General features: G+C 68.7%; 26 protein-coding genes. 4 read left to right on the forward strand and 22 right to left on the reverse strand.

The genetic code is table 11. From position 1 onward, the window contains the following. Positions 1-5 precede the first annotated feature (5 nt). From nuoK to Pph01_RS14820, 13 genes are all read right to left on the reverse strand, one after another. Positions 6-302: an NADH-quinone oxidoreductase subunit NuoK gene (nuoK, locus tag Pph01_RS14760; protein ID WP_203954635.1), complete on the reverse strand. Its 297-nt coding sequence runs from the start codon at positions 300-302 to the stop codon at positions 6-8. After that, positions 299-1105: an NADH-quinone oxidoreductase subunit J gene (locus Pph01_RS14765; protein ID WP_204073647.1), complete on the reverse strand. Its 807-nt coding sequence runs from the start codon at positions 1103-1105 to the stop codon at positions 299-301. The genes nuoK and Pph01_RS14765 overlap by 4 nt, the downstream gene beginning before the upstream one ends. After that, complete coding sequence (gene nuoI, locus Pph01_RS14770; RefSeq protein WP_204073648.1) at positions 1098-1613, reverse strand: NADH-quinone oxidoreductase subunit NuoI; 516 nt, start codon at positions 1611-1613, stop codon at positions 1098-1100. The genes Pph01_RS14765 and nuoI overlap by 8 nt, the downstream gene beginning before the upstream one ends. Next, positions 1600-2958, reverse strand: coding sequence for an NADH-quinone oxidoreductase subunit NuoH (gene nuoH, locus Pph01_RS14775; protein ID WP_204073649.1), 1359 nt, complete (start codon positions 2956-2958; stop codon positions 1600-1602). The genes nuoI and nuoH overlap by 14 nt, the downstream gene beginning before the upstream one ends. Beyond that, on the reverse strand, positions 2955-5375 hold the full coding sequence (locus tag Pph01_RS14780; RefSeq protein WP_204073650.1) for an NADH-quinone oxidoreductase subunit G: 2421 nt from the start codon (positions 5373-5375) through the stop codon (positions 2955-2957). Before Pph01_RS14780 ends, nuoH begins: the two co-directional genes overlap by 4 nt. Then, positions 5372-6658, reverse strand: a complete 1287-nt coding sequence (gene nuoF / locus Pph01_RS14785) for an NADH-quinone oxidoreductase subunit NuoF (protein ID WP_203881825.1) — start codon at positions 6656-6658, stop codon at positions 5372-5374. The genes Pph01_RS14780 and nuoF overlap by 4 nt, the downstream gene beginning before the upstream one ends. After that, positions 6655-7335, reverse strand: a complete 681-nt coding sequence (gene nuoE / locus Pph01_RS14790) for an NADH-quinone oxidoreductase subunit NuoE (RefSeq protein ID WP_204073651.1) — start codon at positions 7333-7335, stop codon at positions 6655-6657. The genes nuoF and nuoE overlap by 4 nt, the downstream gene beginning before the upstream one ends. Next, positions 7332-8651, reverse strand: coding sequence for an NADH-quinone oxidoreductase subunit D (locus tag Pph01_RS14795; RefSeq protein WP_204073652.1), 1320 nt, complete (start codon positions 8649-8651; stop codon positions 7332-7334). The genes nuoE and Pph01_RS14795 overlap by 4 nt, the downstream gene beginning before the upstream one ends. Before the next feature lie 55 nt (positions 8652-8706). After that, entirely contained in the window at positions 8707-9387 is a 681-nt protein-coding gene (locus tag Pph01_RS14800) for an NADH-quinone oxidoreductase subunit C (protein WP_204073653.1), read from the reverse strand. Continuing rightward, positions 9384-9935: a NuoB/complex I 20 kDa subunit family protein gene (locus tag Pph01_RS14805; protein WP_203881821.1), complete on the reverse strand. Its 552-nt coding sequence runs from the start codon at positions 9933-9935 to the stop codon at positions 9384-9386. The genes Pph01_RS14800 and Pph01_RS14805 overlap by 4 nt, the downstream gene beginning before the upstream one ends. Before the next feature lie 2 nt (positions 9936-9937). Further along, positions 9938-10297: an NADH-quinone oxidoreductase subunit A gene (locus Pph01_RS14810; RefSeq protein ID WP_111699579.1), complete on the reverse strand. Its 360-nt coding sequence runs from the start codon at positions 10295-10297 to the stop codon at positions 9938-9940. A 148-nt stretch (positions 10298-10445) separates the two neighbouring features. Then, the gene (locus Pph01_RS14815) at positions 10446-11717 is read right to left on the reverse strand and encodes a geranylgeranyl reductase family protein (protein WP_204073654.1); all 1272 of its coding nucleotides are present in this window, start codon (positions 11715-11717) and stop codon (positions 10446-10448) included. Between the two features lie 129 nt (positions 11718-11846). Beyond that, entirely contained in the window at positions 11847-12584 is a 738-nt protein-coding gene (locus tag Pph01_RS14820; RefSeq protein WP_204073655.1) for a demethylmenaquinone methyltransferase, read from the reverse strand. Between the two features lie 101 nt (positions 12585-12685). On the opposite strand from Pph01_RS14820, the gene Pph01_RS14825 reads away from it, so the two are divergent. Continuing rightward, the gene (locus Pph01_RS14825; protein ID WP_204073656.1) at positions 12686-13921 is read left to right on the forward strand and encodes an NHL repeat-containing protein; all 1236 of its coding nucleotides are present in this window, start codon (positions 12686-12688) and stop codon (positions 13919-13921) included. Here the strand turns inward: Pph01_RS14825 and Pph01_RS14830 are convergent. After that, the gene (locus Pph01_RS14830) at positions 13918-14127 is read right to left on the reverse strand and encodes a DUF4229 domain-containing protein (RefSeq protein WP_204073657.1); all 210 of its coding nucleotides are present in this window, start codon (positions 14125-14127) and stop codon (positions 13918-13920) included. The genes Pph01_RS14825 and Pph01_RS14830 overlap by 4 nt on opposite strands. A gap of 242 nt (positions 14128-14369) precedes the next feature. Between Pph01_RS14830 and Pph01_RS14835 the strand changes: the two genes are divergently transcribed. Beyond that, the gene (locus tag Pph01_RS14835; RefSeq protein ID WP_203881816.1) at positions 14370-14609 is read left to right on the forward strand and encodes a BldC family transcriptional regulator; all 240 of its coding nucleotides are present in this window, start codon (positions 14370-14372) and stop codon (positions 14607-14609) included. Positions 14610-14703: 94 nt separating this feature from the next. Here Pph01_RS14835 and Pph01_RS14840 read toward each other — a convergent pair whose 3' ends face one another. Both Pph01_RS14840 and Pph01_RS14845 read right to left on the reverse strand, forming a co-directional pair. Further along, positions 14704-14940 (reverse strand): hypothetical protein, encoded by a 237-nt coding sequence (locus Pph01_RS14840; RefSeq protein ID WP_204073658.1) that lies wholly within the window; start codon positions 14938-14940, stop codon positions 14704-14706. Positions 14941-14950: 10 nt separating this feature from the next. Further along, a complete protein-coding gene (locus tag Pph01_RS14845) occupies positions 14951-15937 on the reverse strand; it encodes a hypothetical protein (RefSeq protein ID WP_204073659.1) in 987 nt (328 codons plus the stop codon). A gap of 136 nt (positions 15938-16073) precedes the next feature. Here Pph01_RS14845 and Pph01_RS14850 point away from each other — a divergent pair, with 136 nt between their 5' ends. After that, complete coding sequence (locus Pph01_RS14850; protein ID WP_204073660.1) at positions 16074-16403, forward strand: PLDc N-terminal domain-containing protein; 330 nt, start codon at positions 16074-16076, stop codon at positions 16401-16403. A gap of 104 nt (positions 16404-16507) precedes the next feature. On the opposite strand, the gene ccsB is transcribed toward Pph01_RS14850, so the two are convergent. The 6 genes from ccsB to Pph01_RS14880 form a co-directional block, all read right to left on the reverse strand. Next, positions 16508-17488, reverse strand: coding sequence for a c-type cytochrome biogenesis protein CcsB (gene ccsB / locus Pph01_RS14855; RefSeq protein WP_204073661.1), 981 nt, complete (start codon positions 17486-17488; stop codon positions 16508-16510). Between the two features lie 2 nt (positions 17489-17490). After that, complete coding sequence (resB, locus tag Pph01_RS14860; protein WP_204073662.1) at positions 17491-19134, reverse strand: cytochrome c biogenesis protein ResB; 1644 nt, start codon at positions 19132-19134, stop codon at positions 17491-17493. After that, the gene (locus Pph01_RS14865; protein ID WP_204073663.1) at positions 19134-19865 is read right to left on the reverse strand and encodes a cytochrome c biogenesis CcdA family protein; all 732 of its coding nucleotides are present in this window, start codon (positions 19863-19865) and stop codon (positions 19134-19136) included. Before Pph01_RS14865 ends, resB begins: the two co-directional genes overlap by 1 nt. After that, positions 19858-20421, reverse strand: a complete 564-nt coding sequence (locus Pph01_RS14870) for a TlpA family protein disulfide reductase (protein ID WP_239116699.1) — start codon at positions 20419-20421, stop codon at positions 19858-19860. The genes Pph01_RS14865 and Pph01_RS14870 overlap by 8 nt, the downstream gene beginning before the upstream one ends. A gap of 75 nt (positions 20422-20496) precedes the next feature. After that, entirely contained in the window at positions 20497-21135 is a 639-nt protein-coding gene (locus tag Pph01_RS14875; protein ID WP_204073664.1) for a histidine phosphatase family protein, read from the reverse strand. 12 nt (positions 21136-21147) lie between these two features. Then, positions 21148-22056, reverse strand: a complete 909-nt coding sequence (locus Pph01_RS14880) for a LysR family transcriptional regulator (RefSeq protein WP_204073665.1) — start codon at positions 22054-22056, stop codon at positions 21148-21150. A gap of 74 nt (positions 22057-22130) precedes the next feature. Here Pph01_RS14880 and Pph01_RS43315 point away from each other — a divergent pair, with 74 nt between their 5' ends. Continuing rightward, positions 22131-22256, forward strand: coding sequence for a hypothetical protein (locus tag Pph01_RS43315; RefSeq protein ID WP_275412831.1), 126 nt, complete (start codon positions 22131-22133; stop codon positions 22254-22256). Positions 22257-22281: the final 25 nt, after the last annotated feature.

The following is a 22281-nucleotide window of genomic DNA, read 5'->3' on the forward strand; positions in this document are numbered from 1 at the left end:
ACCTCTTAGTACTTCAGCAGGCTGGCGTCGTCGACGGACGCGGACCTGCGGGTTCGGAAGATCGTCACAATGATGGCCAGACCGATCACGACCTCCGCGGCGGCGACGATCATCACGAAGAACGCGATGATCTGGCCGTCCAGGTTGCCGTTCTGCCGGGCGAAGGTGACGAACGCCAGGTTGCAGGCGTTGAGCATGAGCTCGACGCACATGAACACGACGATGGCGTTGCGCCGTACGAGCACGCCGACGCCGCCGATCGCGAACAGCAGCGCGGAGAGCACCAGGTAATGCGTTGTCACTTGCCGTCCTCCTCGTCGAGCGGCCGGGCTCCGTGCCCGTTGGCCCGCTCGCTCACGGCCTCCTCCTGGAGGATCCGCTCGACCTCCGGAGGCAGCGTGCCCTCCGCGGCCTCGTACCGGGCGACCACGCGGTTGACCGACAGCGGCGACACCGAGCCGTCAGGCAGCAGCGCCGGCATGTCGATGGCGTTGTGCCGGGCGTAGGTGCCGGGTCCGGGCAGCGGCCCGGGGTTCCTGCCCAGCTGACCGAACCGGACGAAACGGGCCCGCGACAGGTCCTTCTGCGTCGCCTTGGGCTCGCTGCGCTCCCGGTGCGCCAGCACCATCGCGCCGAGCGCGGCGGTGATCAGCAGGGCCGAGGTCACCTCGAACGCGAACACGTGCCGCGTGAAGATCAGCTCGGCCAGCGACGGCACGTTGCCCGCCTGGTTCGCGGCGGCCAGGCCCTTGGGAGCCGGCATCACCGCGTTCCCGATGCCGAGCCCCAGCAGGGCCGCGAAGGCGAGCCCGGCCAGGATGGCCCAGAACCGCTGGCCCTTGATCGTCTCGACCAGCGAGTCGGACGAGTCCACGCCCACGAGCATGAGCACGAACAGGAACAGCATCATGACCGCGCCGGTGTAGACGATGATCTGCACCGCGGCCAGGAACGGCGCGTCCTGCACCGCGTACAGCACCGCGAGCGAGAACATGACGACGCCGAGCATCAGGGCCGAATAGACGGCCCTGCGACTGAAGACGAGCCCGAGTGCGGCGGACACCGAGACGACCGCCAGCACCCAGAACGTGATGGATTCACCCATTGCTACGACCCAACCGGTAGTAGTCCTCCTCGGTCTCACCGAGGCGCATCGGGTGGGGCGGCTGCTCCATTCCCGGCCCCAGCGGAGCGAGGAGCATCTCCTTGGTGAAGATCAGCGATTCGCGGCTCGAGTCGGCCAGTTCGTACTCGTTGGTCATCGTGAGCGCCCGGGTGGGGCATGCCTCGATGCACAGGCCGCACAGGATGCACCGCAGATAGTTGATCTGGTACGTGCGACCGTACCGCTCGCCGGGCGAGAACCGCTCCTCCTCGGTGTTGTCCGCGCCCTCGACGAAGATGGCGTCCGCGGGACAGGCCCACGCGCACAGCTCACAGCCGACGCACTTCTCCAGACCGTCCGGCCACCTGTTCAGCTGGTGCCGCCCGTGGAAACGCGGCGCGGTGGGCCGCTTCTCCTCCGGATAGTTGACGGTCACCGGCTTCTTGAACATGTGGTGGAAGGTGACGCCGAATCCCTTGATCGGGTTCAGCCAATCAGTTGCTCCCACTGGTCACCTCCTTGGCCTCGGTGTGAAGGCGCGCCGCCGGCACGACTCCGTGGTAGTGCGGCAGGTCGAGCGGCGGAACGGGGAACCCTCCGGCCGTCGGCTCCTCGCGGAGTTGCTCGAACTCCTCTTCGACCTCGGCGGCCCGGCTCTCTCTGCGCCGCTGGTTCGCCGTGTCGAAGCGTAGCCATATGGCGAACGCCCCGATGACGACCACAGCGCCGATCGTCAGGATGACTCCCCGGTCGACCTCGGGAAGGCGCAGCGCCCTGAACGTGGCGGCGAGCAGGATCCAGGCGAGGTTGAGCGGGATGAGGACCTTCCAGCCGAAGGCCATGAGCTGGTCGTACCGGACGCGGGGCAGTGACGCGCGCACCCAGACGAAGAAGCAGAAGGACAGCACGAGCTTGCCGAAGAACCAGAGCATCGGCCACCAGCCGGTGTTGGCCCCGTCCCAGATCGAGATGGGCCACGGCGCGTGCCAGCCGCCGAGGAACAGCGTGATCGCCACCGCGGAGACCGTGAAGACGTTCACGTACTCGGCGAGCATGAACATGGCGAACTTCAGCGACGAGGAGTACTCGGTGTGGAAGCCGCCGACCAGTTCGCCCTCACCCTCGGGGAGGTCGAACGGCACGCGGTTGGTCTCGCCCAGCATCGTGATCGCGTAGATCAGGAACGACGGGAGCAGCGAGAAGACGTACCAGGACGGCGTCGGGATGTGCAGCCCGAAGATGTCCCAGGTGCCGCCGCCCGCCTGCTTCGCGACGATCTCCGAGGTGGACAACGTGCCCGCCTGCAGGAAGACCGCCACGAACGACAGACCCATCGCGATCTCGTAGGAGACCACCTGGGCGCTGGAGCGCAGACCGCCCAGGATGGCGTACGGCGAGCGCGATCCCCAGCCGGCGAGGACGATGCCGTAGACGCCGATCGAGGCCGTGGCCAGCACCAGCAGCACCGCGACCGGCAGGTCGGTGAGCTGCAGCGGGGTCCGCACGCCGAAGATCGAGACCATCGGCCCGAACGGCACGACCGAGAAGGCCAGGAACGCCGGCACGGCGATGATGACCGGGGCCAGGAAGTAGATGACCTTGTCCACGGTGCGTGGCATGAGGTCTTCCTTCAGGCCCATCTTCAGGCCGTCGGCCACAGTCTGGAGCAGACCGAACTTGCCCGCCCTGTTGGGGCCGTAGCGGTGCTGCATGCGCGAGATGAGCTTGCGCTCGGTCCACACGCTCATCAGCACGCCCACCATCAGGAACACGAAGATGAAGAGGGCCTTGATGATCGACAGCCACAGTGGATCGTGGCCGAAGTCACTCAGATTGGGCGCGGGGTTGTTCACGAGACGCTCCCGATGGTTACGACGTCGCCCGCCACGGCACGCAGGTCGCGTGTCACGGACAGGCCGGCCGAGTTCGACGGCACCCACACGACGCGATCGGGCAGGTCCGCGATGCGCACCGGCAGGATCGCACCGTCACCGATGACGATCTTCCCGCCGTCGACCGCCCCGATCTCCGCGGCGGTGGTCTCGGAGATCAGCGCCTCCGAGCGGCGTGCGGTCCCGGCCAGGTACGGCTCGCCGTCCTGGAGCCGTCCCTCGTCGAGCAGCAGGTGCCAGGTGGCCAGCAGTGCCTGACCGACCTCGGGCTCCCCGGCCGTGCGGCCGACCGGGCCGCCGGTGACGCTCGGGGCGGCCGGGCGGGAGCCCCGCCAGGCGCCAAGCGCGGCGAGCTCGCGGCGGGCGGCCTCGGCGTCCGGCAGGCCCAGGTGGACGTCCATCTGGTCGGCGATGGAGACGACGGCCCGCAGGTCGCTCATGACGCCGGTGACGGGCGTGGCCACACCGAACGAGCGGCCCCTGCCCTCCCAGTCGACGAACGTCCCGGCCTTCTCGGCCACGGCGGCGACCGGCAGGACCACGTCGGCCCTGTCGGTGACCGCGCTGGCCCGGATCTCCAGGCTGACGATGAACGGCGTGTTCTCCAGGGCGGCCAGCGCCTTGGCCGGGTCGGGCAGGTCGTACGGGTCGACACCCGCGACCACCAGCGCGTCGATCTCGTTGTTCAGCGCCGCCTCGACGATCCCGGCGGTGTCCCGGCCGGGGGTGCCCGGCAGGGCCGCGACGTCCCAGGCCCTGGCGACCTCGGTGCGGGCGGTCTCGTCGTCGACCGGGCGGCCGATCGGCAGCAGGCCCGGCAGGGCGCCCGCCTCGAGGGCGCCGCGCTCGCCCGCCCGCCTCGGCACCCACGCGATCCTCGCGCCGGCCGCCTGCGACAGCCGTACGAGGGCGGAGAAGGCGCCGCCGGAGGTGGCAAGCCGCTCGCCGGCGAGGACGATCGAACCCGCGGGCAGCAACTCACCGGCGGTGGCGACCAGGTCGCCGAGCACCTCGGCCTCGGCGCCGGGGGCCGTGCGGATGAGCGACCCCTTCATCTTGGCCAGCCCGGGCGACGCGAACGGCGCGAGCGCGTGGACCTTGAGGCCCTTGTTCCGCGCGGCCTTGCGCAGGCGCAGGAAGACGATGGGCGACTCCTCCTCGGGCTCGAACCCCACGAGGAGCACGGCCGGGGCCTTCTCCAGGTCGGCGTAGGAGACCTCGATGCCCTTGCCCGCGATGGCGTGGGCCAGGAAGCGCGCCTCCTCCTCGGAGTGCGGGCGGGCCCGGAAGTCGATGTCGTTGGTGCCGAGGGCGACCCTGGCGAACTTGCTGTAGGCATAAGCGTCCTCGACCGTCAGCCGTCCGCCGACCAGCACGCCCGCCTTGCCGCGTGCCCTGGCCAGCCCGTCGGCCGCGGCGCTCAGCGCCTCGGGCCAGGAGGCCGGGACCAGCTTGCCGGACTCGTCGCGGATCAGCGGCGTCCTCAGCCGGTCGGACTGGGTGGCGTACTGGAAGGCCCAGCGGCCCTTGTCGCAGTTCCACTCCTCGTTGACCTGCGGGTCGTCGCCGGCCAGGCGGCGGGTGACCTTGCCGCGCCGGTGGTCGGTGCGCTGGGCGCAGCCGGAGGCGCAGTGCTCGCAGGCGCTCGGCGTCGACACCAGGTCGAACGGCCGGGACTGGAACCGGTAGGCCGCGCCGGTCAGCGCGCCGACCGGGCAGATCTGCACGGTGTTGCCGGAGAAGTAGGACTCGAACGGCTCGCCTTTGGCGACGCCCACCTGCTCCTTGGCCCCGCGGTCGAAGAAGTCGATCAGCGGGTCGCCGGCGATCTGGTCGGAGAACCGGATGCACCGGGCGCACTGGATGCACCGCTCGCGGTCGAGCAGCACCTCGGACGACAGCGCGATCGGCTTCTCGAAGGTGCGCTTCTCCTCGACGAAGCGGCTCTCGCCCTGGCCGTTGGACATGGCCTGGTTCTGCAGGGGGCACTCGCCGCCCTTGTCGCAGACCGGGCAGTCGAGCGGGTGGTTGAGCAGCAGCATCTCCATCACGCCCCGCTGCGCCTTCTCCGCGACCGGAGAGGTGAGCTGGGTCTGGATGACCATGCCCTGGGCGACCTCGATGGCGCAGGACGGCTGAGGCTTGGGGAAGCCGCGGCCGTTGCCCGCGTCGGTGATGTCCACCAGGCACTGGCGGCAGTTCGCCGCCGGCTCGAGCAGCGGGTGGTCGCAGAACCGCGGGATCTGGATGCCCAGTAGTTCGGCCGCCCGGATGATCAGGGTCCCCTTCGGCACGCTGATCTGGAAACCGTCGATGGTGAGCGTCACCAGGTCGACCGGCTGCTCGACCGCCCCCGCCGAGGTTGTCTGTACTGTCATGCCTTACCCCACACAGTTGACGCGGCGGGATCGAACGGGCAACCGCCGATCTCGAAGTGCTTGAGGTACTCCTCGCGGAAGTACTTCACCGACGAGTGGATCGGGCTCGTCGCGCCGTCGCCCAGGGCGCAGAACGAGCGGCCCAGGATGTTGTCGGCGATGTCGGTGATCGTGGTCAGGTCGTCCTCGGTGCCCTGACCCTTCTCCAGCCGCTTGAGCACCTGCTTGAGCCAGAAGGTGCCCTCGCGGCATGGAGTGCACTTGCCGCACGACTCGTGAGCGTAGAACTCCGTCCAGCGCAGGACGGCGCGGACCACGCACGTGGTGTCGTCGAAGATCTGCAAAGCCCGGGTGCCGAGCATCGAGCCCTTCGCCCCGACCGACTCGAAGTCGAGGGGCACGTCGAGGTGCTCCGCCGTGAAGATCGGCGTCGAGGACCCGCCCGGCGTCCAGAACTTCAGCTCGTGGCCCTCGCGGATGCCGCCCGCCATGTCGAGCAGCTCGCGCAGCGTGATGCCGAGCGGCGCCTCGTACTGGCCGGGCCTGGTCACGTGGCCGGACAGTGAGAAGATGCCGAAGCCCTTGGACTTCTCGGTGCCCATCCCGGCGAACCAGTCGGCGCCGTTGGCCACGATGCTCGGGACGCTGGCGATCGACTCGACGTTGTTGACGACCGTCGGGGAGGCGTACAGGCCGGCGACCGCGGGGAACGGCGGCTTGAGCCTCGGCTGGCCGCGGTATCCCTCGAGGGAGTCGAGCAGAGCCGTCTCCTCGCCGCAGATGTACGCTCCGGCGCCGCTGTGGACCACCACTTCGAGGTCGTATCCCGAGCCGAAGATGTCGCTGCCGAGATAGCCCTTCTCGTACGCCTCGCGGACCGCGGCCTGGACCCGGCGGATCACGTGGAGGACCTCGCCGCGCACGTAGATGAACGCGTAGTTGGCCCTGATGGCGTAGGCGGTGATGATGACGCCCTCGACCAGCGAGTGCGGGTTGGCCATCATCAGCGGGATGTCCTTGCAGGTCCCGGGCTCCGACTCGTCCGCGTTCACCACGAGGTAGTGCGGCTTGCCGTCGTTCTGCGGGATGAATCCCCACTTCATGCCGGTCGGGAAGCCCGCTCCCCCTCGGCCGCGCAGGCCTGAGTCCTTGACCATCTGGATGATGGCGTCGGGGTCGGTGCTCAGCGCCTTCTTGGCGGCGGCGTACTCGCCGTAACCGTCAACGGTGAAGGCGTTCGGCAGGTCCCAGTTCCGCGTCAGAACCGGCGTCAGCTGTGTCATCGGTCGTTCACCGATCCTTCGTCGGCGGCGGGCGCCTCCCAGCCGTTGGCCTTGGCGATCTTCAGACCCTCGAGCGAGGGGCCGGACGCCGCCGGACCGTCGCCGGCCAGGCCGTCGGGGAACCCTGCGAGGACCCGCGACGCCTCCTTGAACGTGCAGAGCCGTCCGGGCCCGCGGGTGGGGACGATCTCCTTGCCCACGCGCAGGTCGTCGACGAGCTGCTTGGCCGACTCGGGCGTCTGGTTGTCGAAGAACTCCCAGTTGACCATCATCACGGGCGCGAAGTCGCAGGCGGCGTTGCACTCCAGCCGCTCCAGCGTGATCTTGCCGTCCTCGGTCGTCTCGTCGTGGCCGACGCCCGCGTGCTCGCTGAGCTCGGACCAGATCTGGTCGCCGCCCATGACGGCGCACAGGGCGTTGATGCAGACGCCGACGTTGTACTCACCGGACGGCTTGCGCTTGTACATCGTGTAGAAGGTCGCCACGCCGACGACCTCGGCCTTGGACAGGCCGAGCATCTCCGCGCAGAACTCCTGCCCGTCGTCGGAGACGTAGCCGTCCTCGCTCTGCACCAGGTGCAGCAGCGGCAGGAGCGCCGACCGCGGCTTGGGGTAGCGGCCGATGATCTCCTTGGCGTCCGTCTCCAGACGCTCGCGGACCTCAGGTGAATAAGTCACCGGTCCACACCTCCCATGACTGGGTCGATCGAGGCGACAGCCGAGATGACGTCGGCGATCATGCCGCCCTCGCAGGTCGCGGGCACCGCCTGCAGGTTCGTGAAGGACGGGTCGCGGAAGTGCACCCGGTAGGGGCGCGTCCCGCCGTCGCTCACCACGTGCGCGCCGAGTTCGCCGCGGGGCGACTCGACCGCCGCGTACACCTGGCCGGCCGGGACCCGGAACCCTTCGGTCACCAGCTTGAAGTGGTGGATCAGGGCCTCCATCGAGCTGCCCATGATGTGCGCGATGTGGTCGGGCGAGTTGCCGAAGCCGTCCGGGCCGAGCGCGAGCTGCGCGGGCCAGCCGATCTTCTTGTCCTCGATCATCACCGGGCCGTTCTTCAGCGGGCCCTGCAGCCGGTCGAGAGCCTGCTCGATGAGCTTGAGCGACTCCTCCATCTCGGCGACGCGGACGAGGTAGCGGCCGTAGACGTCGCAGCTGTTCTCGGTCGGCACGTCGAACTCGTAGGTCTCGTAACCCGAGTACGGCTGGGACTTGCGCAGGTCCCAGGGCAGGCCCGCGGCCCGCAGCATGGGGCCGGTGATCCCGAGCGCCATGCAGCCGGTCAAATCGAGGTAGGCCACGTCCTTGGTCCTGCGGGTGTAGACCGGGTTGGCGTCGAGGAGCTTGCGCATCTCCTTGATCCTCGAAGGCATCACCTTGAGGAACTCGCCGATCTTGTCCACCGCCCCCGCGGGGAGGTCGACGCTCACGCCGCCGGGCCGTACGTAGGCCATGTTCATCCGGAGGCCGGTGATGTACTCGAACAGGTCGAGCACCATCTCACGCTCGCGGAAGCCGAAGAGCATCGGCGTGGTCGCGCCCAGTTCCAGGCCGAACGTCGCGATGGCGACGAGGTGCGAGGAGATCCGGTTGAGCTCCATCATCATGACCCGGATGGCCTGCGCCCGCTCCGGGATCCTGTCGGTGATCCCGAGGAGCTTCTCGACGCCCATGCAGTACGCCGTCTCGTTGAAGATCGGCGACAGGTAGTCCATGCGAGTGACGAACGTGACCCCCTGGGTCCACGTGCGGAACTCCATGTTCTTCTCGATGCCGGTGTGCAGGTAACCGATCACCGTGCGGGCCTCGGTCACCGACTCGCCGTCGAGCGTCAGCACGAGGCGGAGCACGCCGTGGGTCGAGGGGTGCTGCGGCCCCATGTTGATGACCAGGCGCTCCTCGGACGATTCCGTGACGGTCTCGACCAGCTCGTCCCAGTCCTGACCGGCGACGTCGTAGATCCGGCCTTCGGTCTCAGTGGTGCTCGTCACGACGCTCTCCTCACTGCGCTCGCCGGCTCCTGACAGGCGGCACTGATGTGCTCCCTCACGAGTACGACCTCCTCTGGTCCGGCGCGGGGATCTCTGCGCCGCGGTACTCGACCGGGATGCCGCCGAGCGGGTAGTCCTTGCGCTGGGGGTGGCCCTCCCAGTCGTCCGGCATCTCGATCCTGGTGAGCGCCGGGTGGCCGTCGAAGACGATTCCGAAGAAGTCGTAGGTCTCGCGCTCGTGCCAGTCGTGCGTCGGGTAGACCGGAACGGTGGAGGGAATGTGCCGGTCGTCGTCGGGGCAGGACGACTCGACCCTGACGCGCCGGTTGTGCGTGATGGAGCAGAGGTGGTAGACCGCGTGCAGCTCGCTGCCGGTCTCCTCCGGGTAGTGGACGCCGGAGACGCCGAGGGACAGCTCGAACCGCAGCGCCGGGTCGTCGCGCAGGTGTCGCAGCACGTCCACCAGACGCTCGCGGGACACGTGGAAGGTGACCTCGTCACGATCCACGACCACGCGCTCGATCGCGTCGCCGAAGACGGGCTCCAGGACGTCGGCCACCTCGTCGAAGTACGACCCGTACGGCCGCGGCGTGAAGGCCTTCGCGGGACGCCGGACGACCAGGCGGCCGTATCCGGAGGTGTCGCCGCTGCCCGCGGCGCCGAACATGCCCGTGCGGGCGACGGGCGCCTCTTCCGCAGTCGCCCCGGGAACCTCAGGGAGGTTGTCGGTGCTCATCTGTCGGCTCCCTGGTCGATCAGCGGCAGCGTCCGCAGCGCCTGGAGCTCGAGCTCGTCGATCTGCTTGGCCCGGTGCGCGCCGAACTTCATGTTCTGGATCTTGTCGTGCAGCTTCACGATGGCGTCGATCAGCATCTCCGGCCGAGGCGGGCAGCCGGGCAGGTAGATGTCGACGGGCACCACGTGGTCCACGCCCTGCACGATGGCGTAGTTGTTGAACATGCCGCCACTGGACGCGCAGACGCCCATCGCGATGACCCACTTGGGCTCGGCCATCTGGTCGTAGATCTGGCGGAGCACTGGCGCCATCTTCTGCGACAGGCGGCCGGCCACGATCATCAGGTCGGCCTGGCGGGGCGACGCCGAGGCGCGCTCCATGCCGAACCGCGCCAGGTCGTGCGTGGGTCCACCCGTCGCCATCAGCTCGATCGCGCAGCACGCGAGGCCGAAGGTCGCCGGCCAGACGGAGTTCTTCCGGGCCCAGCCCGCCACCTGTTCGACGGTGGTCAGGACGAACCCGCTCGGAAGTTTCTCTTCAAGACCCATGGCTAATCCCAATCGAGGCCGCGACGGCGCCACACGTAGGCGTACGCCACGAGGACGGTGACGATGAACAGCACCATCTCGACCAGCCCGAACACGCCGAGCCTGTCGAAGGCCACCGCCCACGGATAGAGGAAGATGATCTCGATGTCGAACACGATGAACAGCATCGCCGTGATCATGTACTTCAGGGGGAAACGCCCACCGCCGACCGGCTGGGGAGTGGGCTCGATGCCGCACTCATAGGCGTCCAGCTTGGCGCGGTTCCAGCGTTTCGGCCCGGTGAAGGGCGCGATGCCCACGGAGAACACGGCGAATCCCGCCGCGAGGACCGCGAGCACCAGAATCGGCACATACAGCTCCATGGCTACATGTCCTCGCTTGGTCGGTGGAATGGGACAGTCACGGCGAGCCCCGGCACAGGCGTCCCCCGGCCCGGCGTACGGACGCCGGACGTGGCAGCGGTCTCACGAGTCGGCACGAGATCGCCGGAGATTGCTGCTGTGACGGAGTTCATGCGGGCGGAGCCACCTTGGAAAGGGCGTTGATGATGCGGTCAGAGGCGTCGCCCCGACGGTCTGTGAGATTAGCGAGGAGTTTCAGAGCGAATCTCATCAGGGTCGGGTGTGGAAGCCCGTGCCGCGTGGCGAACTTCATCACCCCGGGCTTGCCGATCGCATCGACGAAGAGCCGCCCAAGAGTGAAGTATCCGCCATAGACGTCTTTGAGGATACGCGGGTACTCGCGCAGTACACGCTCACGCTGCGCCGGAGTCGTCCGAGACAGCGCCTGGACGATGACGTCGGCCGCTGTGCGGCCCGTCTCCATGGCGTACGCGATGCCCTCGCCGTTGAAGGGATTGATCGAACCGCCGGCGTCGCCGACGAGCACGAGGCCCCGGGTGTAGTGGGGCTGCCGGTTGAAGGCCATCGGCAGTGCCGCGCCCCTGATCGACCCCACCATGTTCTCTTCGGTGTAGCCCCACTCGGCGGGCATGCCCTTCACCCAGCGCTTGAGCAGGTCGCGGTAGTCGATGTTCTTGAAGGCCGCGCTGGTGTTCAGCAGGCCGAGCCCCACGTTGGACGTGCCGTCCCCGACGGGGAAGATCCAGCCGTAGCCCGGCAGGAGGCGCTCGCCGTCCCACAGTTCCAGCCACGACTCGAGGTAGTCGTCGTCGTGCCGGGGGCTCGTGTAGTAGGTACGCACGGCGACGCCCATCGGGCGATCCTCGCGCTTGTGGAGGCCCATGGCGAGGGACAGCCGCGAGGAGTTGCCGTCGGCGGCGACCACCAGGCGGGCACCGTAGGTGACGTCCTCTCCGTCCTTGCGCGCCGTCACGCCGACGATGTGGCCACTGCGCTCGTCGAGCACCGGCCCGGTGACGGTGACCTCCTGGATGAGCGTGACGCCGTTGCGCACCGCGTGTTCCGCGAGGATCTGGTCGAAGTCCATCCGGGTGCGCACGAGCCCGAAGTCGGGGTAGCTGTGCAGGTCGGGCCAGTCGAGCTCCAGGCGCAGGCCGCCGCCGACGACCCGCAGGCCCTTGTTCCTGATCCATCCGGGGCCGTCGATGTCGACGCCCATCCCGATGAGTTCCTTGACGGCCCGGGGCGTGAGCCCGTCTCCGCACACCTTCTCGCGGGGGAACCGGGTCTTCTCCAGCAGCAGGACGTTCAACCCGGCTCTGGCGAGGAAGAAGGCGGCCGTCGCCCCTGAGGGGCCGGCACCGACGACGATGACGTCGGCTTCCGCTGCTCTCCGCTGTGCGCGGCCTTGCTCGCTCACGGGGACCTGTCCTGTCCGAGGAAGGAAGGTCCGAGGGTTTGGGACCTTCGTGCCTTTGTGAACCTCTTCACAAACTTGTCGCGCCGAAGTCTAACCCTTATCCGCCGGACAATGTCAGAGGGGGTGTGGCTAAGGATTGACGGCTTCCGGCTTGACCGCGCGATGGAGCGCGACGATGCCGAAGGAAAGGTTGCGCCAGGCGACTCTCTCCCACCCCGCCTTCTGGATGATGGCCGCCAGGGCCGCCTGATCGGGCCACGCCCGGATCGACTCCGCCAGGTACTCATAGGACTCGGGGTTCGAGCTGACCGCCCGCGCCACGGGCGGCAGCAGCTTCATCAGATACTGCGAGTAGACGAGGTCGAACGACTTGATCGGCGGCCGGGAGAACTCGCAGATGGCGAGGCGCCCACCCGGCTTGACGACCCTGAGCATCTCACGCAGCGCCTGCGTCGTGTCGGCGACGTTCCGCAGCCCGAACGAGATCGTCGCGGCGTCGAACACGCCCTCCGCGAAGGGCAGGCGCAGGGCGTCTCCGGCGACGAAGCTGACCCCCCTGACCCCTCCGCCGTACAGGCCGGAGCCGCCTCTCCTGGCCACCCCGGTCCGCAGCATGCCGAGCGAGAAGTCGCAGGCGATCGCTCGCGCGCCGAGCATCGTGAAGGCGTCCGTCGACGTGCCCGTGCCCGCCGCGAGGTCGAGCACCAGCTCGCCGGGACCGGCGTCGATCGCATCAGCCGTCGCCTTACGCCACAGGCGGTCCTGGCCCAGCGAGAGAACGTCGTTGACCAGGTCGTACCGCCGGGCCGTGCGATCGAACATCGCGGCGACCTCGTGCGGCTGCTTGTCTAGCGATGCGCGCGTCATGGACGCAAGCCTAGGCGGCCCTCCGGTGGGCCTCTCACCACCGTTGCGCGATGAGCGGAACGTAGTTCATTGATTACGCTGCGTCTGCTAGAACTTTTGGAATGTTCGCCAGGATCACACTGCTCGCGGCGGCGGCCCTCGTCGTCCTGTCCGCCGTCCCCGCTCAGGCCGGCTTAAGACAGCCCCGTGTGGTGTCGGCGAACCCCGTCGACACCACCCCGCACGTGCTCGACGGCATCGTCAACGCCTTCGCCCTCGTCGGCAACACGGTGGTCGTCGGGGGCGATTTCAGCGCCGTCCAGGAGGCCCAGGGCACGGAGGAGATCCCCCGGGCCAACATCTTCGCCTTCGACCTCGGCTCCGGCCGGGTCTCGCGCGGCTTCGCCCCCGACCTGGACGGGCCCGTGACCTCCCTGGCCACCGCCCCCGACGGCAGCGTCTTCGTCGGCGGCTCCTTCAACGGCCCCCAGCGGGCGCTGGTGCGGCTGCGGGTGGCGGACGGCTCTCCGGTGGAGACCTTCTACGCGCCCGCCTACGGCGGCAACGTCGCCAGCCTCGTACGGCAGGGCTCGAAGCTCTACGTCGGCGGCGACTTCGTCAGAATCGGCCTGGGCATGCGCACGGCGCTGGCCCGCATCGACGTGGAGACCGGAGCAGTCGACCCGACCTTCACCGTCACTCCGTCGGGCGGTCCCGGGGCCGGCCCGAGGGTGTACGCCATGGCGGCCACCCGCGACCGGCTCGTGGTCGACGGGTCGTTCGCGGCCCTCGACGGCCTGCGCCGGCCACAGCTCGGCGTGATCGATCTCACGACCGGTCGCGTCGCCGACTGGCACACCGAGGCCTACGCCGCGGCGTGCAAGCCGAACTTCCCCTGGTACGTCCGCGGCCTGGACATCTCACCGGACGGGCAGTACTTCGTGGTCGTCACGACCGGCGGCCCCTTCCCCGGCACCACGAAACTGTGCGACTCGGCCGCCCGGTTCGAGACGTACGCCAAAGGTGATCAGGTGCGGCCGACCTGGGTGAACCTCACGGGAGGCGACTCTCTCTACGCCGTGGCGGTCAGCGGTTCGGCCGTGTACGTCGGCGGCCACCAGCGCTGGCTCGACAACCCGCGGGGGGCCGACACCGCCGGCCGGGGCTCGGTCAGCCGCGAGGGCATCGGGGCGATCAACCCGGTGACCGGCAAGGCGCAAAGTTGGAACCCCACGCGAGAAAGGGGAATCGGGGTAAAGGCGTTCCTGACTGTAAAGAAGGGTCTTTTGGTGGGAAGCGACACGACCACCCTTGGACATGAGTACCATGCCCGGATCGGCATGTTCCCGACGACCTAGTTCTCCTCGTGCCCTCCGCGTTTCCTGGTGATCCGTTCGCTGAGGGCGTCCCGCTGTTTCGACAGCAGCACGTAGCTGATGACGCCGCTGACCAGAAAAGCCACGGCGAGCAGGAGGTACGTGCGCAGCCCGACGAGGTACAGGACGGCGAGGGCGGCGGCGAACAAGCCGATGCGTGAAAGGGTGTAAACGACTACCGGATGCACAGCGTCGAGGTTACGTCACCTTCCCGAGATGTAGGTCTCTCTTCGCATCGGGCGCGAGCACTGCTAGTGTTCACAACAAGGCGCTTTTGTAAAGAAACACCCATGAGCGTCCCAAAGAGGCTCTATCATATAACAATCGGGCACTGAGCCGGTAACAACCCGTGATCTTCTACGAAAACCACGGATAAATCAGGCTTCGCTCGGCACACTGGTTACCTGTCCGCCCCGCTGCAGGACGCGGGATGCGAGGGGGAGAGATTGTGGAGAGTAGCAGCGAGCGACTGCTGACCCCTGGAGAGGTTGCCGCCCTCTTCCGGGTCGACCCGAAGACCGTGACACGCTGGGCCGCGGCGGGACGAATCAGCAGCATCCGTACGCCCGGTGGGCACAGGCGGTTCCGCGAGTCGGAAGTGCACGCCCTCCTTCGCGGGGAGGACGTCCTCACGGCCGATCGGCCGAATGGCGAATCACCGCGGATCTGACGCAAGTACCAGCACCGGGTGATCCTGCGCGCTACCCGGATAGCGCAGGATCACCGAGTCAGCCCGGCCTGTCCTGCCCGGGCGCGCATCGGACTCAGTCCTGTTCGGCTTTGAAGGCCAGGAACTCCTGTTCCAACTGGTCGTTCTCCTCCTGCCAGCGCTGACGCCGTTCGGCGTCCTCCGCCTCGGTGATCGACTCGGCGACCCATCGGTCGTAGTCGGGCTCCCCCGGAGCGATCTCGACGTACGCGTTGCCGATCAGGCGCCCGTCATCGCTGGTCAGCGACTGGGGCACCCGAAGTGTCCCGTCACCGAGCCGGATCACGTACATCCCGTCTCACCTAGATTCCGTAGCGCCTGTTGAAGAACAGCATGACGTTGAGCGCGGTCCGTGTGTCGCCGCCGAGCATGTCCACCAGAGCCGGACGCTGACGCGACGCGATCGCCGCGAACGCGTCGGCGAAGAACTCCTTGCGTCCGAGACCGCCGGGCTGCCGGTGGAACGCCGAGGCGAACATCGGCATGCAGTCGTCGTAGAGCGCGGCGAACTCCGGAGAGTCCGAGACCCACTCTCCCGGACTCGCGTCCACGTCGTCCAGTGCATGCCCGACTTCGTGCATCATCACGTCAGGCGTCGGCGACGGCCGGTCACCGACGACGATCTTGCGGTCGCCGTACGCGCCGGCGCAGATGTCCCAGGTAGCCCGCCCGGACGGAAGCGGCGCTCCGCGCAGGTAGCCCATGTCATCGAGATCCGGGACTCCACCACGGCCGACGTAGATGCCGTCGAGCCCGATGGCGAGCTTGGCCTTGAGGGCCTCTGGAAGGCGCGCGAGGCCGTCCACCGCCCGCACGGCGTCCGCAGAGGGCGGTCCGTCCATGGCGTCCCACTGGCGGAACAGGACGCGCTCCAGCGGCCCGCAGTGGCGCCGGCCGTCCCTCAGGTCGGGCGCGTCCGCGCGATGCGGCTCGGCGCGCACGGGCTGGTCGTCCAGCTCGAAGTCGCGCCAGGTGTACTGCGGCCGGTCGTCCACGACCGGAGCGGTCACCGCATGGACCTTCTCGATGGAGTGCTCGATGAACCGCCCGGGAACGTCGACGTCACGGAAGTCACGCGTCTCGCGGAACTGGCGGAATTCCCGGGCGTCCCGCGGGTCACGAGCCTTCCGGGTGTCTCGGGCCTCTCGACCTTCCTGGGTCTCCCGGGGCTCGCGAGTCTCCCGCGTCTCTCGGGTGTCCCGGGACTCCCGGTGCGACGACGCGTACGGCCCGCGTTGCCACCACCGCGGCCCCCGCCGGTGGCGTCCCCTGTCGCCCGGCTCCGACATCGCACCTCTCATGTGTCGCGCGCTCGCGTTCTACCGGTCCACCGTACGTTGCCGTTCTGGCCGCGTCACCCGGAAATGATGTACGGCTATCGGCGCGAAAACACGATCACATGGCCATATGGCTTAACGTGTGGGCATGCCTAGCGTGATTATCGGTCTAGCGCTGCTGGCCTTCTGGCTCTACTGCCTGTTCGACGTGATCACGAGCCCCGAGCAGGAGGTCCGGAGACTACCGAAGATCCTCTGGGTCATCATCGTGGTGTTGCTCGCGTCGCTGGGCGGCCTGCTCTGGCTCATGCTCGGACGGCCCAGGATCGGCGACACGGTCCCGGGCGCGCGTCACGTCTATGGACCCCAGTCCTACGGCATGCCTCCGTCGCAGCCTCGCGCCGAAGCCCCGAAGGGTCCGGACGACGACCCCGAGTTCCTCCGTCACCTCGAACGCCGCCTCCGCGACGAAGACTGACCTCGGCATGACCCTGCACCCCCCACGCGTGATCACGCACAAGGGAGGGGCAGGTCAGCGGCCGTGATCACGAATCTGTGCATTGATCACGGTAGAGAGGGGGGTCAGTTGGGGACGTCGGCGTAGGAGTGGAGGCCGCTGAAGAAGATGTTCACGCCGATCAGGTTGAACAGCAGGCAGGCGAACGCCACCAGCGACACGATGATCGCGGCCTTGCCCCGCCACCCGGCCGTCGCGCGGGCGTGCAGATAGGCGGCGTAGGCCACCCAGGTGATGAACGCCCAGACCTCCTTGGGGTCCCAGCCCCAGTAACGGCCCCAGGCCCGGTCGGCCCACATCGCACCGGCGATGACGGCGAACGTCCAGATGGGGAAGGAGATCACGATCGCGCGGTGCGTGATGCGCTCGAGGTCCCTGCGACTCGGCAGGACCGACGCCCGGCTGTCGTTGCGGACCAGGTAGAGGATGGCGCAGACGCCGGCGAGGATGAACAGTCCGCTGGCGACGATGGCCGCCGTGACGTGGATGGCGATCCAGTAGGAGTGCAGCGCCGGCATCACCGGCCCCGCCTGCACGTGCAGGAAGAGCACCGCGAACCCGAGCCCGAGCGCGGCCGTCAGTGCGACGAAGGCGCCGAGGAACCGGATCGGCTGGCGGGTCATGAGCACCAGGAAGGCCGTCACCGCGGCGAAGCAGATGGCCACCACGAACTCGTACATGTTGGCCCAGGGCCAGCGGTCCACCGCGATGCCCCGCGTGAGGATGCCGGCGAGGTTGCCCGCCCACGCGATCCACGTGAGGACGACCGCGACGCCACCCGCCTTGATCGCCCAGGCCTCGGGCTCCGGCTCACGCGGGGTCTCGGCGTCCGGCTGGACCTCCGCCGAGGCCGAGGAACCGGACGAGGACGCGCCCACGGCCGCGCCCACGGCCACCGGTTCGCGTTTCGCGGCGGAGGCCGTGCGCACCCGCCCGAAGGCGAGTTCCAGGGCGTAGCCGATCATGGCGACGAGATAGAGGAGGACGGTCGCCAGGATGAGCTGATCGCTCAGGGTGGCGAGTCCCGTGTTGACCTGGGACGGCATCTCTACTCCTGGTCGGGGCCGGTGCTCGGCTCAACTGGTGCTGCCCCGGCCTGAGGCGCCGGAGAATCCTGAGGGTCACGGAGGAGGGAGACGAGCTCGGCGAACTCCTCGGAGAAGCCGCCGACATCGCCTTCCGTGCGGGTCAATCCTCCCACCGTGACTTTCCGGTCCGTTATCCGGACCCAGACCCTGCGCCTGCGGATCATGAGGGAGAACACGAGGCCGAGGACCGCTGCGGCGGCGGCCACCAGCGCGGGGAGGCGGCCGGGGTCGTGCGTGGTCTGCAGAGTGATCCATTCCTTGACGCCGGTGAACTGGATCTTCCCGGCGCCGTCGGGCAGGTCTCGCGTCTCGCCCAGGGCGAGCGGGGGCGGCGGTGTCGCGGACATCTTGCCGAGGGGCTTCAGCTTGTCGGTGTCGAGGACGTAGACCGACTGCGGCTGCCCCGAGTCGAGCCCGAGGTCACCATGGAAGGAGCCGATGATCTGCACCGTCGGGTTGACCGCGGCGGGGAAAACCGACACCCAGGCGCTCCCGTTCGGCACCGTGCTCGGCAAAAAGCGCGCCACGAACCCCAGCTGCGACGGGTGCGCGTCGGGCACCTTGATGACGCATTCGGAGGTGTAGGTCGCCTGGTCGTCGACGAGGCACGGCACGGGCCCGTCGAAGGCCACCTGGCCGTTCCCGTCGGTCACCTTGAACGTGGGGGCGTAGCCGTGCCCGATGAGATAGGTCAGCGTGCCGTTGACGTCGAGCGGGTCGTTGACCTTCAGGTCGACGTCGCGGGGCGGAGACGACGGAGTGTCCTGCACGGAGAGCTTCGCGCTGTAGTCCAGCGGCTGCCCCATCTTCTCCCCGGCTCCGACGTAGGACGCCTGGAAGTCCTTGAGCGTGAAGGAGAACGGCGTCAGCGACTCCGCCGACACGCGCTGCCCCGGCATGAACCGGTCGTAGGCCGCGACGGTGTTGGCGAAGCCGTCGCCCTCGACCACCAGGACGTTGCCGCGGTAGCCGTACAGGCCGCCGGCGCCGACGGCGAACAGCAGGGCGAGCAGTGCGACGTGGAACAGGAGGTTCCCGGTCTCCCGCAGGTAGCCCTTCTCCGCCGCGACCCAGTCCGGGCCCGTGACGACGCGGAACCGCCTGCGCCGCAACTTCGCCGCGGCCTGCTCGACCGTCAGGTCTCCCTCGAAGGCCTCGCCGTACGGCAGGCGTAGCAGGTTGCGCGGGGCGGCGGGCGGCTTGCGGCGGATCTCCCTGAAATGCACCAGCATACGAGGAAGCACGCATCCGGCCAGGGAGACGAACAGCAGCAGGTAGACGGCGGCGTACCACGGCGCGGTGAACACGTCGAAGAGCTGGAACCGATCCAGCCACTCGGCCTCGGTGGGCGAGTTCTGGAAGTACTGCGCCACCTTGTCCGGGTCGACTCCGCGCTGCGGGAAGATCGAGCCGGGCACGGAGCCGAGCGCGAACAGGAACAGCAGGATCAGCGCCGTGCGCATCGAGGTGAGCGTCCGCCAGCCCCAGCGGAGCCAGCCGACCACGCCGAGGCCGACGGGACGCGGCGGCTCCTTGGGGGCCGACTCGATCGCGACGGATGCCTCGGGCGTTCCGGTCGTCTCGGTGTCGGGTGGCACAGTCATCAGATCACCGGCTCGAATCCGCCGACCCAACCCTGCAGGCCGGCGATGAGGTCGCCCCAGAGCCCCGTCACGAGGAGCAGGCCCACGCAGACCAGCATGGCGCCGCCCACACGCGTGATGACCACGGTGTGGCGGCGCACCGCCTTGAACGCGTGCAGCGCCTTGCGATAGGCGAGCCCGGCCAGCACGAACGGCAGGCCGAGGCCCAGGGCGTAGACGAAGGCGAGGACGGCGCCCCTGGCGGCGCTGCCCTGGTCGACGGAGAGGGTGAGCACCACGGCCAGCGTGGGCCCGATGCACGGCGTCCAGCCGAGCCCGAACACCACCCCGAGCAGCGGAGCCCCGGCGAGGCCCGCCGCCGGGAAGCGGCGGATCCGCACGTCGCGCTCGAGCCCGGGGACCAGCCCCATGAAGGCGAGGCCCAAGACGATCGTCAGCACGCCCAGGACGCGGGTGATCACCGAAGAGTTGCCGAGCAGGACGCCGCCGACGCCGCCGAACAGGGCCCCGCCGAGCACGAAAACGGCCGCGAAGCCGAGCACGAACAGGGCGCTCCCGAGCACCATACGGCTCCGCTTCGGGTCGCCGCTCATGCCCGTCACGTACGACAGGTAGCCGGGGACCAACGGGAGCACACACGGGGAGACGAACGACACCAGGCCGGCCAGCAGCGCGATCGGGAGGGCCAGCACCAGCGAACCGGTCGCGACGGTTCCGCCGAGATCACTCATCGCTCACCTTGGTGACGGCGCTGAGCAGTTCGTTGTACTTGACGCCGCCGAGCGCTCGACCGGCGATGCGCCCCTGCTTGTCGATGATCAGCGTGGACGGGATGGCCGCCGGCGGGACGGTGCCCTGGAACGACAGCAGCACCTTGCCCGTCTTGTCGAAGATGCTGGGATAGCCGGGCTGGACGGTGCGGTCGTAGGCCTGGGCGGACGCCTGCAGGTCCTTGAAGTTGATCCCGACGAACTGCACGCCCGACGCCTTCGTCTTGGCGGCGATGTCCTTGAGCACCGGCGCCTCGGCCCGGCAGGGGGCGCACCACGACGCCCAGAAGTTCAGGACGTAGACGTTGCCCGCGGCGACCTTCTCGGTCGCGCCGTCGATCGTGGCGCCCTCGATCGCGGGGGCCTTGTGCCGTTCGGCGACGGGGAACACCTGGACCTTGCCGTCGCCCGCCACGAACCGCGTGTCACCGGGCGACTGGGACGACTGACCGCCCGCGCAGCCCGCGAGGGCTGTCACGGCCAGAGCGGCGATCACGGGCAGGCTCTTGGCGGTCACGGGAGGAGATCTCCTTGCACTACAGCCGGTAGAGCTGTCACTCTACCGACCACAACGGTCGCTCGGGCCGCCGGGTCAGGCTCCCGGGACGGGATTGCCCTTGAGCAGCGAACCCGCGGGCTCGCTGTAGCCGACGCTGATGAGACGGCCGTTCTCGAACGTGAAGCTCGTGAGGCTGGCCAGCGCGCACTGACGGCGGCGCGGGTCGTGCCACAGCCTCCGGCCCTCGGCCGCAAGGCGGGTGACCCAGATGGGCAGCTGGTGGCTGACGAGCAGCGCCTCGTGACCTGTCACCCGTTCGCGCACGTCGTCGATGACCGACTTCATGCGCGCGACGACCTCGCCGTACGGCTCGCCCCACGAGGGCTTGAACGGGTTCCTGAAGTGCTGGTAGTGGCGCGGGTTACGGAAGACGCCGTCGCCGCCCGCCACCCGCATGCCCTCGAAGACGTTGGACGCCTCGATCAGCCGCTCATCGAGCTTGACCTCGAGGTTCAGCGCCTCGGCCGACGGGGCTGCGGTCTCCTGGGCCCGCTCCATCGGCGAGCTCCAGATCTCCACGATGTCCCGGCCGCCGACGGCCTTGGCGACCAGTTCCGCCATCTGCCTGCCGTTGGCCGACAGCGGGTAGCCCGGCAGCCTGCCGTACAGGACGCCGTCGGGATTGTGCACTTCACCGTGGCGCAGGAGATGAACGATCGTGCTCTCAGTCATGGCGAGGACAGACTACCCGGCATCCAGATCGGCGCACGAAGCACGCAGGGCCTCAACCGCCGCACGGATGGCGGGGCGGCGTGCCGCGTCCGTGCGCCACACCGCGTAGAGCCGCCGGACTGGCCGGGGCTGGATCGCCACCACGCCGACGCTCTCGGGCAGCGGGCCCCGCCCGAGGCGCGGGATCAGCGCGCATCCGTGCCCCTCGGCCACCAGGGCGATCTGGGTCGGGTACTCGTCCGCCATGCAGACGATCTCCGGCTCCCTCTCGACCGAGCGGAGCAGGAAACTCAGGAAGTCGTGGCACACCGTGCCCGGGGACGAGCTGATCCAGCTGTCGCCGGGGAGGTCGGCGAGTTGCGCCTCACGCCTGCCGGCCAGCGGGTGGTCGGCGGGGACGACGACGTCGGCGATGTCGTCCATGAGCGCGGCGCGGGACAGGCCGTCGGGCATCGCCATCGGCCGATTGAGCCAGTCCTGGACCACGGCGAGATCGATCTCGCCACGGGAGACGTCCCGGAGTTGCCGCTCGGGCTCCCGCTCGTAGACCAGCAGGGCGAGGTCGGGATGGTCCTTCTTCAACCGGGTGAGGGCACGGGGGAGGATGCCGCGGGCGGCGGTCGGGAAGGCCGCCATCGTCAGTTTGCCCACCACGGAGCCGCGCAGGGCCTCGAAGTCGGCCTCCGCGGTCTCCACCAGGGCGAGGATCTTCTCGGCGTGGTCGGCCAGCAGGCCGGCCGCGTCCGTCAGCTTCACGCCTCGCCCGTTGCGCTCGACGAGCACCGTGCCGGTCTCCCGTTCCAGCTTGGCGAGCTGCTGGGAGATGGCCGAGGGCGTGACCATCAGGGCGTCGGCGGCGGCGCCCACGGAACCGTAAACGGCCACCGCGTGGAGAGCCTTCAGCCGGTTGAGATCCAACATGTAAGCCAGTCTAAAGCATCGGCCTTAGAAAATCTTTCTTGTGCTCAACTATTAAGCGATGCGAAGATATGGACATGCGAATCTTCAACAAGCTCTTCACTAAGCCGTCCCGTCCCTCCCTCACCGAGGTGTCGTATCTGGAGACGCTGGCGAACAACGCCCGGCACAGCCGGGTCGGTCGCCCCGCCGCCTCCCGCTGACGCCTCGCATCCCCCACCAGCGGAT

Source organism: Planotetraspora phitsanulokensis (genome assembly GCF_016863295.1).
Lineage (GTDB): Bacteria > Actinomycetota > Actinomycetes > Streptosporangiales > Streptosporangiaceae > Planotetraspora > Planotetraspora phitsanulokensis.

What these genes read in the sequence shown, in the direction of transcription:
- Pph01_RS14765 (WP_204073647.1), bottom strand. Translation starts at nt 1,105, where the DNA reads ATGGGTGAATCCATCACGTTCTGGGTGCTGGCGGTCGTCTCGGTGTCC.
- Pph01_RS14780 (WP_204073650.1), bottom strand. Translation starts at nt 5,375, where the DNA reads ATGACAGTACAGACAACCTCGGCGGGGGCGGTCGAGCAGCCGGTCGAC.
- nuoF (WP_203881825.1), bottom strand. Translation starts at nt 6,658, where the DNA reads ATGACACAGCTGACGCCGGTTCTGACGCGGAACTGGGACCTGCCGAAC.
- Pph01_RS14800 (WP_204073653.1), bottom strand. Translation starts at nt 9,387, where the DNA reads ATGAGCACCGACAACCTCCCTGAGGTTCCCGGGGCGACTGCGGAAGAG.
- Pph01_RS14805 (WP_203881821.1), bottom strand. Translation starts at nt 9,935, where the DNA reads ATGGGTCTTGAAGAGAAACTTCCGAGCGGGTTCGTCCTGACCACCGTC.
- Pph01_RS14810 (WP_111699579.1), bottom strand. Translation starts at nt 10,297, where the DNA reads ATGGAGCTGTATGTGCCGATTCTGGTGCTCGCGGTCCTCGCGGCGGGA.
- Pph01_RS14820 (WP_204073655.1), bottom strand. Translation starts at nt 12,584, where the DNA reads ATGACGCGCGCATCGCTAGACAAGCAGCCGCACGAGGTCGCCGCGATG.
- Pph01_RS14825 (WP_204073656.1), top strand. Translation starts at nt 12,686, where the DNA reads ATGTTCGCCAGGATCACACTGCTCGCGGCGGCGGCCCTCGTCGTCCTG.
- Pph01_RS14835 (WP_203881816.1), top strand. Translation starts at nt 14,370, where the DNA reads ATGCGAGGGGGAGAGATTGTGGAGAGTAGCAGCGAGCGACTGCTGACC.
- Pph01_RS14840 (WP_204073658.1), bottom strand. Translation starts at nt 14,940, where the DNA reads ATGTACGTGATCCGGCTCGGTGACGGGACACTTCGGGTGCCCCAGTCG.
- Pph01_RS14845 (WP_204073659.1), bottom strand. Translation starts at nt 15,937, where the DNA reads ATGTCGGAGCCGGGCGACAGGGGACGCCACCGGCGGGGGCCGCGGTGG.
- Pph01_RS14850 (WP_204073660.1), top strand. Translation starts at nt 16,074, where the DNA reads ATGCCTAGCGTGATTATCGGTCTAGCGCTGCTGGCCTTCTGGCTCTAC.
- ccsB (WP_204073661.1), bottom strand. Translation starts at nt 17,488, where the DNA reads ATGCCGTCCCAGGTCAACACGGGACTCGCCACCCTGAGCGATCAGCTC.
- resB (WP_204073662.1), bottom strand. Translation starts at nt 19,134, where the DNA reads ATGACTGTGCCACCCGACACCGAGACGACCGGAACGCCCGAGGCATCC.
- Pph01_RS14865 (WP_204073663.1), bottom strand. Translation starts at nt 19,865, where the DNA reads ATGAGTGATCTCGGCGGAACCGTCGCGACCGGTTCGCTGGTGCTGGCC.
- Pph01_RS14875 (WP_204073664.1), bottom strand. Translation starts at nt 21,135, where the DNA reads ATGACTGAGAGCACGATCGTTCATCTCCTGCGCCACGGTGAAGTGCAC.
- Pph01_RS14880 (WP_204073665.1), bottom strand. Translation starts at nt 22,056, where the DNA reads ATGTTGGATCTCAACCGGCTGAAGGCTCTCCACGCGGTGGCCGTTTAC.
- Pph01_RS43315 (WP_275412831.1), top strand. Translation starts at nt 22,131, where the DNA reads ATGCGAATCTTCAACAAGCTCTTCACTAAGCCGTCCCGTCCCTCCCTC.